The sequence below is a fragment of the Kluyvera chengduensis genome (assembly GCF_044197065.1).
Taxonomy (GTDB): domain Bacteria; phylum Pseudomonadota; class Gammaproteobacteria; order Enterobacterales; family Enterobacteriaceae; genus Kluyvera; species Kluyvera ascorbata_C.
The window spans coordinates 21,456-35,945 of the sequence record NZ_JBIQOI010000013.1 but is presented as its reverse complement, the minus strand read 5'-3'; the positions used below and the strand labels follow the sequence as shown (position 1 = coordinate 35,945).

At 55.5% G+C, this 14,490-nt stretch carries 13 protein-coding genes; all 13 read right to left on the bottom strand.

The genetic code is table 11. From position 1 onward, the window contains the following. Positions 1-148 precede the first annotated feature (148 nt). The 13 genes from wecG to rho all read right to left on the bottom strand — a co-directional run bounded on the left by wecG (position 149) and on the right by rho (position 14,430). Positions 149-889: a lipopolysaccharide N-acetylmannosaminouronosyltransferase gene (gene wecG, locus ACH1XZ_RS21640; protein ID WP_395597121.1), complete on the bottom strand. Its 741-nt coding sequence runs from the start codon at positions 887-889 to the stop codon at positions 149-151. Then, positions 882-2,240 (bottom strand): ECA oligosaccharide polymerase, encoded by a 1,359-nt coding sequence (gene wzyE, locus ACH1XZ_RS21635; RefSeq protein ID WP_395597120.1) that lies wholly within the window; start codon positions 2,238-2,240, stop codon positions 882-884. The genes wecG and wzyE overlap by 8 nt, the downstream gene beginning before the upstream one ends. Further along, positions 2,237-3,316 carry a TDP-N-acetylfucosamine:lipid II N-acetylfucosaminyltransferase gene (locus tag ACH1XZ_RS21630; protein ID WP_395597119.1) on the bottom strand — a complete coding sequence of 360 codons (1,080 nt, stop codon included), beginning with the start codon at positions 3,314-3,316 and terminating at the stop codon, positions 2,237-2,239. Before ACH1XZ_RS21630 ends, wzyE begins: the two co-directional genes overlap by 4 nt. Beyond that, positions 3,313-4,563, bottom strand: a complete 1,251-nt coding sequence (gene wzxE / locus ACH1XZ_RS21625; RefSeq protein ID WP_395597118.1) for a lipid III flippase WzxE — start codon at positions 4,561-4,563, stop codon at positions 3,313-3,315. The genes ACH1XZ_RS21630 and wzxE overlap by 4 nt, the downstream gene beginning before the upstream one ends. A gap of 1 nt (position 4,564) precedes the next feature. Further along, entirely contained in the window at positions 4,565-5,695 is a 1,131-nt protein-coding gene (gene rffA / locus ACH1XZ_RS21620) for a dTDP-4-amino-4,6-dideoxygalactose transaminase (RefSeq protein ID WP_395597117.1), read from the bottom strand. Between the two features lie 4 nt (positions 5,696-5,699). After that, complete coding sequence (gene rffC / locus ACH1XZ_RS21615; protein WP_395597116.1) at positions 5,700-6,374, bottom strand: dTDP-4-amino-4,6-dideoxy-D-galactose acyltransferase; 675 nt, start codon at positions 6,372-6,374, stop codon at positions 5,700-5,702. After that, a complete protein-coding gene (gene rfbA / locus ACH1XZ_RS21610) occupies positions 6,352-7,233 on the bottom strand; it encodes a glucose-1-phosphate thymidylyltransferase RfbA (protein WP_395597115.1) in 882 nt (293 codons plus the stop codon). The genes rffC and rfbA overlap by 23 nt, the downstream gene beginning before the upstream one ends. 22 nt (positions 7,234-7,255) lie before the next feature. Next, a complete protein-coding gene (gene rffG / locus ACH1XZ_RS21605) occupies positions 7,256-8,323 on the bottom strand; it encodes a dTDP-glucose 4,6-dehydratase (protein ID WP_395597114.1) in 1,068 nt (355 codons plus the stop codon). Continuing rightward, positions 8,320-9,582 (bottom strand): UDP-N-acetyl-D-mannosamine dehydrogenase, encoded by a 1,263-nt coding sequence (gene wecC, locus ACH1XZ_RS21600; RefSeq protein ID WP_395597113.1) that lies wholly within the window; start codon positions 9,580-9,582, stop codon positions 8,320-8,322. Before wecC ends, rffG begins: the two co-directional genes overlap by 4 nt. Continuing rightward, positions 9,579-10,709 (bottom strand): non-hydrolyzing UDP-N-acetylglucosamine 2-epimerase, encoded by a 1,131-nt coding sequence (wecB, locus tag ACH1XZ_RS21595; protein ID WP_395597112.1) that lies wholly within the window; start codon positions 10,707-10,709, stop codon positions 9,579-9,581. The genes wecC and wecB overlap by 4 nt, the downstream gene beginning before the upstream one ends. Before the next feature lie 57 nt (positions 10,710-10,766). Next, entirely contained in the window at positions 10,767-11,813 is a 1,047-nt protein-coding gene (wzzE, locus tag ACH1XZ_RS21590; RefSeq protein ID WP_395597111.1) for an ECA polysaccharide chain length modulation protein, read from the bottom strand. A 13-nt stretch (positions 11,814-11,826) separates the two neighbouring features. Continuing rightward, entirely contained in the window at positions 11,827-12,930 is a 1,104-nt protein-coding gene (wecA, locus tag ACH1XZ_RS21585) for a UDP-N-acetylglucosamine--undecaprenyl-phosphate N-acetylglucosaminephosphotransferase (RefSeq protein ID WP_395597110.1), read from the bottom strand. Between the two features lie 240 nt (positions 12,931-13,170). Beyond that, on the bottom strand, positions 13,171-14,430 hold the full coding sequence (gene rho / locus ACH1XZ_RS21580; protein ID WP_312079719.1) for a transcription termination factor Rho: 1,260 nt from the start codon (positions 14,428-14,430) through the stop codon (positions 13,171-13,173). Positions 14,431-14,490: the final 60 nt, after the last annotated feature.

Below are 14,490 nucleotides of genomic sequence, written 5' to 3'. Positions count from 1 at the left end.
ACGTAGAAAATACGTAGATATCGTCAGGGCAGGCGAATGGTTTAACAATTTGGCTTAAATGGCAAATAGAAATGAGGAATAAAGTATCGAGGTTGTGAATGCATCACGCATATTCTGCGTGATGCATTGCCGGTAACGCGCAGAAAATTCAGAGATTATTGGTGTAGTGCCAGCGTAAATAGCGTAGCAGCCGAAGCTGGCGTTTAATCCGGCTTGGCTGGGATAGCAGGCGGTAGAGCCACTCCAGCCCCAGGTTCTGCCACACCTTCGGCGCACGCTTCACGTGCCCGGTGAAGACATCATAGGTGCCACCCACGCCCATATAGAGCGCGTCGGGATGTACCAGACGGCAATCGCGCATCAGGATTTCCTGCTTCGGCGAGCCCATCGCCACGGTGACGATTTTCGCCCCGCTTTCATGAATACGTTCAAACAGTGCCTGACGTTCTTCCGGCGTAAAGTAGCCATCCTGAGTGCCGACCAGATTCACGTTCCACTGCTTACGCAGCTTCTCCACGGTTTCCGCCATCACCTCTGGCTTACCACCGACGAGGAACACCGGCGTACCTTCGGCTCCCGCACGGGCCATCAGCGCTTCCCAAAGATCCGCTCCCGCTACGCGTGAGACATTCGCCTCGGGATATTTCTTGCGAACGGAGCGCACCACGGAAATACCGTCGGCGTATTTAAACTCCGCCGCGTTAATCAGCTCTCGCACCTCCGCGTTATCTTCCAGCGTCAGCATCTTCTCGGCGTTAATCGCCACCAGCGTGCCCTGCTTCAGGTTGCCATCCGCATACAGGTAGTCCAGCGCATGCTGCATGTTGCGCCAACCGATAAGCGTCAGCCCACGCAGGGTGTAAGTCGGTGCGGTTAATGAATCAGCCATTTTGTCCTTCTCCAACGTGCGAGGGACGTTTTAGCCGCTGATGAATCAGCCCCGCGCTTTCAAACAACCAGTACAGCAGTTTTGCCACCAGCAAGCAGACCCCAAAGATAACCATGAAAAAGACGACGCGAGAGCCGAAAGAGTCCAGCCCTTCACGCGCCAGCACGATCATATTGAAGATCGCACCAAAGCAGAAACTGTGCAGAATGGCCGATTTGTAGCGGTTGGTTTCCCGGTTGCCCAACATATACAGCCAGTCGAACCATTTGATAATCAGCCCCACCGCTACCGCGCCCAGCGGTACAAACCACATACCGCCCATCACCACCAGCGAACCGATGAGCGTCGGGGAGATAGCCAGCCCGGAGTGGTTATTCAGCACTTCCCAGGTAAAGTAGTTGGCGGTATTCAGTACGATGCTCGGCCGCGATGGCCACAACCAGCTTGGGATAAAGACGTAGAAGTCGCGCACCATTGGCGCCAGACCCTGGAAGTCAATTTTGTCGTAGTTTTGCAGCAGCAGCGCCAGATTCTCCCACGGCGAGAAGGTGTCGCGCGTCAGGTAGAGGAAGGTATAAAACGCTTCGTCGCCGCTGACGTTCATTCCGTAGCGCTTCAGCGCCAGCCAGAACATGCCGACAATCCCCATCACCCCGGCGGCCACCAGCATCCACAGCGAAATCCAGCCGCGAATGATGCCGATAAACAGGAAGATGGCAAAGGCGATAATAATGTTGGCGCGGGTGCCGCCGACAATCGCGTAGGTCAACAGGCCAAAGGCGGTGGTGGCAATCAGAAAACCTATCCACCGTTTCCAGGTTGGATTAAGGAAGTAGACCACCAGCATCGCCGGAATAAAGAAGTAGAAGAAGCGCTTAAGCGCCACGCCCGACACTTCACTGGAGAAAATCTGACTGTAGGAGTGCAGCTTAAACAGCAGGAAGCCGTTATGCATGAAGAAGGTGCCGACCGTAAACAGCGCAATCACCATCAGCAAAAACCAGGTGATGTTGGTTTCAACCCGGTTCATGGTAAACAACGGCCGACGCGCCGCGCCGGTCTGCGCAGGCCGCAGGCGCGTTTTGTAGGTTACGTAGTAGACCGCATAGAAGCAGACCGAAATCAGCAACGTTTGCAGCAGCACGTCCGGCGGTGACACGCCGACGCCAAAGCGGAACACCAGCGTACAGGTCAGCGGGAAACCGAAGAAAAAGGTCAGCAGGAACAGCAACGAGAAGAAGACGTTGAAGTTAAAACGGACGCGGCGGAACTCAAACCAGGTCAGGGTGCCGATAAACAGCGTCGACAACAGCCAGACGGCGAACAGCCCGGTAAACTGCATTTCGCTCATACCGCTTCCCCCGCCGCCAGTTGCAGCGCCCGATGCCACGGCGCCAGATAGTTAGGTTTGAAAAAGGCGATGGCGTTTTTATCCACCAGCGCTAACTGCCGCTGCGCTTCACGCACCACCGGGACGGTCAGCGCATCGTCGGTGAATAGCACCGGAATATGCTGCTCGGCCATATCCTGCCAGAACGGATTCTGCCGGTTGAGCACGCAGGGGATCCCCGCCTGAATCAGCAAACAGAGCGTGCCGATACCCTGCTGGCGCGCAAAAATAAAATAGCCCAAATCGCAGCGGCGTAACAGTGCAAGATAGGCATCAAAGTCGAGCTTTTCGCGGAGAATTTGTACATTTTCGTTGCTAAACAGCGCCTGCGCGGCGTCACTGACTTCCGCAATATAGGCCGCGTTATTCGCCGGGTAGCCCATCGGCACAATGACGTTCACCGTATCGCCAAACTGCTGATGCACGGCCTTCAATGCCGCGACATGGTCATTGCTGCGATCGCCGGAATTACCCACCAGAATCGTCAGCTTGCCGTCGCGCGGCGCGGCGTCCGCCAGCCCATTCAGCGAAGGGTCCATCCGCGTTGGGAAATAAAGCAGTTCGCCAGACACCTGCGGGTGACGGGCAGCAAAATAGCTGAGATCGCCGCGCGTGGCAAAAACACGGCCCACGCGCCCTTGCGCCATGCGGCGCAGCGGGTAGAACAGGCGGAACTTCAGGCCGCGGGAAACTTCATACAGATCCGCCCCCCAGATATGCCAGCTTACCTGCGAGGGCTTCAAGCCGCCGCTCAGCAGCGCCAGCCAGATACCGGTATTAAACTGACCGTGGAAGAAAAAGCGCTGCTGCCGATTGGCTTTCGCCTTTGCCACCACCGCCTTTGCCAGCGCGGATTTATCGTTATAGCGGTCGATCACCAGCGAAGGAAACGCCTGCGCCAGGCCCTCGTCACCGCTCACCACCATAAACTGACGGGCGTGCGCGGGCTCTGCGGCCAGCTCATCGGCAAAAAACCGTAGCACCGTCTGGTTATGGTGAGGGATATCCGATCCCAGAATATGTATCAGTTCGGTCATTGCCGTTTACGCCAAATTAAAAATACGCCGCTACACAGCGTGAAATAGACAATATAGGTCGCCATATAGGCTTGTGCCGCGCCCAGTGCGCCGTGCGCCGGGATAAGCCAGTGAGAGAACGCAGTTAGCAGCGTAAACTGGCTCAGTTCGGCCAGGATATAAAAACGCAGCGAGGCTTTGGCTATCACTAAATAACCATAAACGTAAGCGCCTACTTTCAACACGTCGCCGACTAACTGCCATGCAAACAGGTCTCGCATCGCCACGAACTTCGATGAAAACAGCAGCCAGATAGCAAAATCGCGCAGCAGCCAGACGGTCAGGCTTGCCGCCGCCACCGCCGGCACCACAAACTTTAGCGAGCGGCCAATTTCTCGGCCAATATCCTGCTTGGCGGTCAACCGCGATAGCGTAGGTAACAGATAGACGCTGAACGAGGCGGTAATAAATTGTAGGTAAGCATCGGAGATACTGCTCACACCCTGCCAAATCCCGACCTCATCCCAACTGTAATGCTCCGCCATCAGGTTTCGCATCATCACGTAGGCCACGGGCATGGTGACGGAGGTAATCACCGCCATCAGGGTAAATTTACCCAGTTGACCGGCCAGCAAACGATCCCACTGTGGCTTAAGATAGCCCCAAGGAATGACACCGCGTTTGGTGAGCATCACCGCCGCAGGGATCACTATCAGCGCCGGTACCAGCGCCAGCCCCAGCAGCGCGCCCTGATAGCCGCCAAAATGATAGCAGGCGTAATAGGCCACCACGCCAATCAGGCTGCCGGCAATTAACGACAGTGCATTACCCGCCGCATCACGAAAGCCTTTCATCAGCGCCAGCAACAGGTTCGCCCAGGCGATCCCTAACTGCACCAGCGCCACCAGGCGCACCAGCCCCTGATAATGGGTATGGCCAAACAGCCCTTGGCTTATCGGCGCTGCCGCAAGCAAAAAGACAACCGCCAGTAGCGTGGAGAAACCAAGCACCATCGCAGAGGACGTACCCACCACCTGGCGCAGACGCGCCGGGTCATCGTGATGCTGGGCGACAAGTTTCGTCACTCCATTAAAAATACCCGCGCCAGCAAGCACGCCGAGCACGGTCACCAGTTGGCGAAAGTTACCTGCCTGCCCAACGCCTGACGGGCCAAACGAAACCGCCAGCAGCTTGACCACCAGCAGCCCGACACCAATTTTGACGAGCGTGGACGCGGCGGTCCACACCGAAGCTTTTGCCAATGACATATCAGGAGAAGTAGCTCAGCAGGGTGTTAATGACCGTACGCTGGTCGACCGGCGACAGGTTGTAGAACAGCGGCAAGCGAAGTAAACGCTCACTTTCCTGCGTAGTGAAACGATCTTCGCCGTGGAACTCGCCAAACTTCTCGCCCGCCGGGCAGGAATGCAGCGGGATGTAGTGGAACACCGCCAGAATTTCCGCCTCTTTCAGCCAGCTAATCAGCGCGCTGCGGTCTTCGACGTCACGCAGTTTGATGTAGAACATGTGCGCGTTATGCCCACAGCCTTCAGGAACAACCGGCAGATCGATGCGCCCAGCGTTTGCCAGCGGCAGCAGCGCGTCGTAGTAGGTTTGCCACAGGGACAGACGCTGTTTATTGATACGTTCAGCGGCTTCCAGCTGTGCCCAGAGATAGGCGGCCTGCAGGTCAGACATCAGGTAGCTGGAGCCGATATCGCGCCAGGTGTATTTATCCACCAGGCCACGGAAGAACTGGCTGCGGTTGGTGCCTTTCTCGCGGATGATTTCCGCGCGTTCCACCAGCGCACGATCGTTAATCAGCGTGGCGCCGCCTTCACCGCCAGCGGTGTAGTTCTTGGTTTCGTGGAAGCTAAAGCACCCGATATGACCAATAGAGCCCAGTGCGCGGCCTTTGTAGGTCGACATTACGCCCTGCGCGGCATCTTCCACCACGAACAGATGGTATTTTTTCGCCAGCGCCATGATGGTGTCCATCTCGCAGGCCACGCCCGCGTAGTGCACCGGCACAATGGCGCGGGTTTTGTCGGTGATGGCGGCTTCAATCAGCGTCTCATCGATATTCATGGTCTCTTTATGCACGTCAACAAACACAATTTTCGCGCCGCGCAGCACAAAGGCGTTGGCGGTGGAGACAAAGGTGTAGCTCGGCATAATCACTTCATCGCCCGGCTGGATATCCAGCAGGATGGCGGCCATTTCCAGCGACGCGGTACAGGACGGGGTCAGCAGCACCTTGGCACTGCCGAAGCGTTGTTCCATCCACTGCTGGCAGCGACGGGTAAAGCCGCCGTCACCGCACAGTTTCCCGCTGCCCATCGCGGATTGCATGTAATCGAGTTCAGTACCCACTACCGGTGGGGCGTTAAATGGAATCATGGAGTCACCTGTATAGCCAGTAGGCGGTGCTAACCACGTTAGCGCCGCTACGAATATAGCGTTGAAGTGCTGCGGTATTGCCGGCTTGCGTCGCCACCCGTAGCGTCGAAAGGCCGCGGGTATGCGCCCAGCATACCGCCGCCTGCATCAGTTCTGCACCTGCGCCGCGACCGGCCAGCAGGCCTATTCTCGCGTCACGGGCGTTTAATTCTCGTAGGGAAACGAAGGCGCGAATAGTCCCGCGTTCATCGCGAAATACCAGACACTGGTTATCAAAGGTGCCTTTTACCGCGTTTTCAATCCACTGCGCATAGAAACGGCCACTCGCCTCTGGCGCATACCACGGCGCACGGAAACGACTTTGGGCAAACGCTTGAGCGGCAAGGCTGCGCAACACGGGGATATCATCGTCAGTGGCAACCTGCGCCAGCGTGGTGCCACCGGCGGTTACCGGCAGCGCGAGGTCAACTTCACCCTCAACGAGCCGAAAACCCAGCAACTGGAGCGCATCAAGGTCATCCACCTGATGCGCGGCGATTTTCGCCTGCACCCGTGACCATTGTGCTAATCGTTCAGCGGTCAGCGGTGGCGCGTCGTCGGCCATGCGAACAATGGCACTGTTCACGCCGAAGAATTGGTTCTCCCACGTCAGGGGATCAATATTGGCGCGGACGAGCACGAAGCAGCTCCAGCAGATACTGGCCGTAGCCGGTTTTCGACAGCTGCGCGGCGGCACGTTTTACGCCGTCGTCGTCGAGCCAGCCGTTGCGCCAGGCGATCTCTTCCAGACAGGCAATTTTAAAGCCCTGACGTTTTTCTACCGTCTGCACAAACATGCTCGCTTCAATCAGGCTGTCGTGCGTACCGGTATCGAGCCAGGCGAAACCGCGGCCGAGCAGCTCAACGGTCAGGTTGCCGTCGTCCAGATACATCTGGTTAATTGAGGTGATTTCCAGCTCGCCGCGCTCGGAAGGCTTCACGCGCTTAGCGTACTCCACCACCTTGCTGTCGTAGAAATAGAGGCCGGTGACCGCCCAGTTAGACTTCGGCTGCTTGGGTTTTTCTTCCAGCGAGAGCGCGTGGAAGTTATCGTCAAACTCCACCACGCCAAAGCGTTCCGGGTCCATAACCTGATAACCAAACACCGTCGCCCCTTCGGTACGCGCCGCCACGTGGCGCAGTTTCGGGCTAAAGCCCTGACCGAAGAAGATATTATCGCCCAGCACCAGGCACGACGGTTCGCCATTCAGGAAGGTCTCACCGATGATAAACGCCTGCGCCAGGCCGTCCGGACTTGGCTGTTCGGCATACTGCAATGAAATACCAAATTCGCTACCGTCACCCAGTAGACGCTGGAAGTAGCTCTTGTCTTCCGGCGTAGTGATTATCAGGATTTCACGGATACCCGCCAGCATCAGCACCGACAGCGGGTAGTAGATCATCGGTTTGTCGTAAATCGGTAGCAGCTGTTTTGATACGCCGCGGGTGATCGGATGCAGGCGCGTGCCCGACCCGCCAGCAAGAATAATGCCTTTCATTGCTTTTCCTCCTCCGGGGTAATTAACCCTTCAGACCGAGACGCTCACCCTGATAGCTGCCGTCCTGTACCTGTTTCCACCAGCTTTCGTTGGCGAGGTACCACTGCACCGTTTTCCGCATTCCGCTTTCGAAGGTCTCTTCCGGGGTCCAGCCCAGTTCGCGGGCAATTTTCGCCGCATCAATGGCGTAACGTAAATCGTGGCCAGGACGATCGGCAACAAACGTAATCAGATCATGATAATGCGCGATACCCTGCGGCTTCTCCGGCACCAGTTCTTCAAGCAACGCGCAGATAGTCTCAACCACGTCGAGGTTTTTACGCTCGTTATGACCGCCGATATTGTAGGTCTCGCCAATAGCACCTTCGGTGGCGACGAGGTAGAGCGCGCGGGCGTGATCGTCAACGTAGAGCCAGTCGCGGATCTGCTGACCATTGCCGTACACCGGCAGCGGTTTTCCGGCTAGCGCGTTGAGGATCGTCAGTGGGATCAGCTTTTCCGGGAAATGGTACGGGCCATAGTTGTTTGAGCAGTTGGTAATGAGCGTCGGCAGGCCGTAGGTACGCAGCCAGGCGCGGACCAGATGATCGCTGCTGGCCTTGGAGGCCGAGTAAGGGCTGCTTGGCGCATAAGGGGTCGTTTCCGTGAAGAAATCATCCACCGAATGCAGGTCGCCGTACACTTCATCGGTTGAAATATGATGGAAGCGGAACGCCGCTTTGCCGTCGGTATCCAGCGCCGACCACCAGGCACGCGCGGCCTCCAGCAGCGTGTAGGTACCGACGATATTGGTTTCGATAAACGCCGCTGGGCCGTCGATAGAACGGTCAACGTGGCTTTCCGCCGCCAGATGCATCACCACATCCGGGCGATATTGTTCAAATACGCGGTTCAGCGCGGCGCGATCGCAGATATCCACCTGTTCAAAGGCAAAGCGCGGGTCTTGTGCCACCGGTGCCAGCGAAGCCAGGTTACCTGCATAGGTCAGTTTGTCCACAACGACGACGCTGTCAGAGGTGTGGCTGATAATATGGCGGACGACCGCCGAGCCGATAAAGCCTGCGCCACCGGTTACCAGAATTCGTTTCAACGCCAGACTCCTTTTGTATCAACCACGTACTGCTGGGCGATTGCGTCGCCGCTAACAGCTTTAAATTGGGCGTGATCCACCAGCATCACAATCACGTCAGCGCTGGCGAGTGCGGTCTCAACCGAGACCAGCGTGCACAGGCCGTCGAGCTTTTTCGGCAACTGATGAATATTCGGTTCCACCACCAGGGTTTCGCCACTGTGCCATTGGGCAATCAGCTCTGCGATTTCCATCGCCGGGCTTTCGCGCAGGTCATCAATGTTTGGCTTGAACGCCAGGCCGAAGCAGGCAATTTTCAGCTCGCTGGCGCGCTTATCGCTGGCCGCCAGGCAGTCGGCAACGTTAGCTTTAACCTTGTCGATAACCCAGAACGGTTTATGGTCGTTCACCTCACGCGCGGTGCGAATCAGACGCGCTTGCTCCGGGTTTTGCGCCACGATAAACCACGGGTCGACGGCAATACAGTGACCGCCGACGCCAGGGCCAGGCTGAAGGATATTCACGCGCGGGTGGCGGTTCGCAAGGCGAATCAGCTCCCAGACGTTAATCCCCTGATCGGCGCAGATAAGCGACAGTTCGTTAGCAAAGGCGATATTCACATCGCGGAAGCTGTTTTCCGTCAGTTTGCACATCTCGGCGGTACGGGCGTTAGTCACCACGCACTCACCTTCAAGGAAGATGTTATAGAGTTCGCTGGCGCGCGCGGAACATACCGGCGTCATCCCGCCAATCACGCGGTCATTCTTAATCAGTTCCACCATCACCTGCCCTGGCAGCACGCGCTCCGGGCAATAGGCGATATTGATGTCCGCCTGCTCACCCGCCTGCTGTGGGAAGGTCAGGTCCGGGCGCATTTCGGCCAGCCAACCGGCCATCAGCTCTGTAGCCCCCACCGGAGAGGTGGATTCGAGGATCACCAGCGACCCTTTTTTCAGTACCGGTGCGATAGAACGCGCCGCGGCTTCGACGTAAACCATATCCGGCTCGTGATCGCCTTTAAACGGCGTTGGCACGGCAATCAGGTAGGCGTCTGCCGCTTCTGGCGTAGTCGTGGCGCGTAAATAACCGGCGGCCACCGCCGTTTTTACCACCCTGTCGAGATCGGGCTCAACAATATGAATCTCGCCGCGGTTGATGGTATCGACCGCATGCTGATTAATGTCTACACCCACCACCTGCTTTTGCCGTGAAGCAAACGCTGCCGCAGTTGGAAGGCCGATATAGCCCAGACCGATCACCGAGAGGGTTGAGAAACTCATAGCGTTACCTGATTATTTTTTAATGCTGACAATATACGTTCGCATGCCCGGCCATCCCCATAGGGGTTATGGGCCCGGCTCATCCTTTGATATTCTTCTTCGTCACGCAGTAACCGCGTGACTTCATCCACGATGCGCTGACTATCCGTTCCCACTAAACGTACCGTACCGGCATCAATAGCCTCTGGACGTTCGGTGGTTTCACGCATGACCAGCACCGGTTTGCCCAGCGACGGCGCTTCTTCCTGAATACCGCCAGAGTCAGTCAGGATAAGCCAGGCATGGTTCATCAGCCAGACGAACGGCAGATACTCCTGCGGTTCAATCAGCATGACGTTATCAATATGCCCCAGAATACGGTTAACCGGTTCACTGACGTTTGGATTCAGATGCACCGGATAGACAATCTGTACGTCTGGGTTGGACGCGGCGATTTCCGCCAGCGCGTGGCAAATTTTTTCAAATCCCTGCCCAAAGCTCTCCCGACGATGCCCTGTCACCAGGATCATCTTCTTCCCGCTATTCAGGAAAGGGAAACGTAGGGAAAGGTCTGTATTCAGCGCCTTATCGTTCATCACCCGATCGCGCACCCAGAAAAGGGCATCAATGACCGTATTGCCGGTAACAAAAATGCGCTTGTCGGAGAGATTTTCCCGCAGCAGGTTCTGGCGCGAGTTTTCGGTTGGCGCAAAGTGATACATCGCCAGATGCCCGGTCAGCGTGCGGTTGGCTTCTTCCGGCCACGGCGAGTACAGATCGCCCGTGCGCAGGCCCGCTTCAACGTGGCCGACAGGAATACGCTGATAAAACGCCGCCAGACTCGCGGCGGCCGTCGTGGTCGTATCGCCATGCACCAATACAACGTCGGGTTTGAAAGATTCAAGAACAGGTTTTAAACCCTGCAGAATCCGGCAGGTTATTTCCGTTAACCCCTGCCCTGGACTCATGATATTGAGGTCATAATCCGGAACGATGGAGAAGAGGTTTAGCACCTGATCAAGCATTTCCCTATGCTGTGCGGTGACGCATACTTTTGCCTCAAAATGAGGATCCTTTGCGAGCGCATGAACCAGAGGCGCCATTTTGATCGCCTCCGGACGCGTGCCAAATACAGTCAGTACTTTCACATCGATTCTCTTCTATAGATGAAACAGGCCCATCGCCCTTCATCAAATGATGGGTATTTACTGCGTGCGTCGACGCGCCAGTGCTACCCCAGCACCAACCAATGCGCCGACAATGCCCCACATGACCATCAGGAATACACGACGTGGGCTAGTGCGTTTTACCGGTTCCTCTGGTGTGCGCAAATACCGGTATGTCTGGAAACTTGGCGCCAGCGTTGGCCCAACATTGAGGGTCGTTAGCATAGCCCTCCCCTGATCGTAATCAAGGTCAAACGTCGGCCCTACAGCCTGCAGGTTTTCCAGACGTGCTTGCAGCATCGGGCGACCAAGCAAGGAGAGCTCGGAATCCGGCAGTTCATCGGCCGGGATATCGGTTACGCTGCGGTTGATATTGTGCTGCTGCGCGATTTTGAGCGCAGCTTCAATGCTGTGCATACGGCGGTTGAAAATCGCCTGCGCGACCTCTTCCTGGCGTTTCACCTGCGCTTTTACCTGAATAGTACGGGCGGCCCAGGCACCTTTGAGTTCGTCATTCAGGTGCCCTGCGGCGCGCTGGCTGGCGAAGGCAACGTACTGACGCAACAGGTTATTCGCATCCGGTGCCGTTTCCGCAGAGAGCTTCACGCTATCGCTGATGCTTTTCTGGGCATCACCGGGAATAAACTGAATGTCGTTAATCAGATCGTCGAGCTGTGCGGCATCGGCACGAGAATTCCCCACCATCCGCTGCTTGTAGTAATCCGTCTGCAACCAGAAGTCACGGCGGGTATCCCAGGATGCCAGCTGCATGACAAACTCTTTGTAGACTTCATCCATGACCGAAGGCGGCGTGGCGGTGGTTGGATTAACCTTCACGTCCAGGTTGCGCAGGAACTGCTGCTGCGAATAGTAGCCGCCGAGCATATTCACGGTTGGCCGGTCGGTGATTGCCGTGGTACTCCACTCCTGTCGGGCGAAAAAGGTATAAATCAGCACCACGGCAGCAAACAGCACCGCGCAGCCGATAATCCAATGTTTTCCCGACCACAACGCGCGAAACAGGCCACGAATATCCAGTTCATTCTCAGCACTTGCCAACGGTGCTTCCGGTAATGGTTGTGTCATTACTACCCCAGTTTTACTTGGTTAATTTTGGATTGTTTTCACTGTTTCGGCGCATTCTGCGCTTCATGCGTTTAATAAAACGCGCCACTTTCCAGGCCCGTTTGATGCAGTAGCCATAGAGACCAAACGCCAGCAGGAACAGTATCAGCATGACCCATTCAGGTACAACGCGGGTGTATTCAGCGGCGACACCAATCGTCGCAAGCAACGCGGCAGCAAGTGTAATCAGTACCAGCGCCTGACGAGACGTGAAGCCCGCACGCATAATGAGGTGGTGAATATGTTGACGGTCAGGTGAGAACGGGCTCATCCCTTTGCGTAAACGGCGATACATGATGGCGACCATGTCCATTAATGGGATAGCCACAATCCACAGCGCCGTCACAGGGCTTATCGGATGATGCTTTCCTTGAGTCGTTTCAAGCAGGATCCAGATAATCGTAAAGCCAATCAGCGTACTGCCTGCATCGCCCATAAAGACTTTATAACGACGCCCCAGCACGCCCAGGTTCAGCATGATGTAAGGGAGGATGGTGGCAATCATCGCAAAGCACCACATGGCGAGGCTGGTCTGGCCGTCAAACCACAGGATCAGGCCAATAGCGCCGAAGCTGACGCACGACAGACCGCCGAGCAACCCATCAATGCCATCGACCATATTGAACGCGTTAATCATTCCCCAGACGGCAAACAGGGTCAGGAAGAAACCAAACGGCCCCAGCACCAGCTCCCACGAACCAAAGAGATAGCCCAGGCTTTGCAGATACAAATGACCCGCCGTCATCATGACGATGCCTATCGCCGCCTGAACAGTGGCACGGATTTTGACGCTGATGTCGTAACGGTCGTCCAGAGCCCCTACCAGTACCAACACACCGGCACAGGAAAGGTACAGGGAGGCGTGTGGGATATAGTAATTGGCGATCGCGAAGGTGAGGCAGATCCCGGCATAGACAGAGATGCCGCCCACAAGCGGGATAAGCCCCTGGTGACGTTTACGAAAGTTTGGTTTATCCACCAAACCGACCCATTTAGCCGCTTTGCGGGCAAAAAACAGGAATACGGTGGTGAACAAAAAAATACTGATCAGGTCAGTACCGACGGTCAGTAAACTCACAATTTATACTCGCTGCGAATATTAATAGCGAAAGTATACCCACGATAGCAACGCTTCAGAAGAGGAAGCCTGATGAATATTGGGGAAACTTGCCTGATTTATAACCGATTTTGCAAACTAACTATCATTGTAGCTGTAAACCACAATTATCCGTGAAAAAAATGTTAACCCCCATTGGCTAAACTCCTAAAAACAAAAACGCCACACAATTGTGTGGCGTTCGTCGGCAAAAAACCGATTTTACGAGCGTTTCATCATATCGAAGAAATCGTCGTTAGTTTTGGTCATTGCCAGCTTATTGATGAGGAACTCCATCGCGTCAATTTCACCCATTGGATGGATGATTTTGCGCAGGATCCACATTTTCTGCAGCTCTTCTTGCGTGGTGAGCAGTTCTTCTTTACGGGTACCGGAGCGGTTGTAATCGATAGCCGGGAAGACGCGTTTTTCAGCAATCTTACGAGAGAGGTGCAGTTCCATGTTGCCGGTACCTTTGAACTCTTCATAGATAACTTCATCCATTTTAGAGCCGGTATCGACCAGGGCCGTTGCAATGATAGTCAGGCTACCGCCTTCTTCCACGTTACGCGCAGCACCGAAGAAACGCTTCGGACGGTGCAGGGCGTTGGCATCCACACCACCGGTCAGGACTTTACCTGAAGCTGGGACCACGGTGTTGTAGGCACGAGCCAGACGGGTGATGGAGTCGAGCAGAATGATAACGTCTTTCTTGTGTTCAACCAGACGTTTCGCTTTCTCAATAACCATTTCCGCAACCTGAACGTGACGGGATGCTGGTTCATCAAAGGTAGAAGCAATAACTTCACCTTTAACCAGACGCTGCATCTCGGTCACTTCTTCCGGACGTTCGTCGATCAGCAGAACCATCAGCACGCAGTCAGGGTGGTTGTAAGCGATGCTCTGCGCGATGTTCTGCAGCAGCATGGTTTTACCCGCTTTCGGCGGTGCCACAATCAGACCACGTTGGCCGCGACCGATTGGCGAGGCCAGATCCAGTACACGAGCGGTTAAGTCTTCGGTAGAACCGTTACCACGTTCCATACGCAGACGTGAGTTTGCGTGCAGCGGGGTTAAGTTCTCGAACAGGATCTTGTTGCGCGAGTTTTCCGGCTTATCGTAGTTAACCTCGTTAACTTTCAACAGCGCAAAGTAACGCTCACCCTCTTTCGGAGGACGAATCTTACCTGAAATGGTGTCACCAGTGCGGAGGTTGAAACGACGGATTTGGCTAGGGGAAACGTAGATATCATCAGGGCCGGCGAGGTAGGAGCTGTCTGCGGAGCGGAGGAAACCAAATCCATCCTGCAGTATCTCCAGCACACCGTCGCCAAAGATATCCTCGCCACTCTTCGCGTGCTGCTTCAGGATGGCGAAAATGATGTCCTGCTTGCGCATACGTGCCTGGTTTTCCAGACCCATATTTTCGCCGAGAGTGATCAGCTCAGAAACCGGCGTGTTCTTTAATTCGGTAAGATTCATAATGGTGTGGGTTCTTAAACTCGGGGTAAATCTCGAACTTAATTTGTGAATGGTATGGCA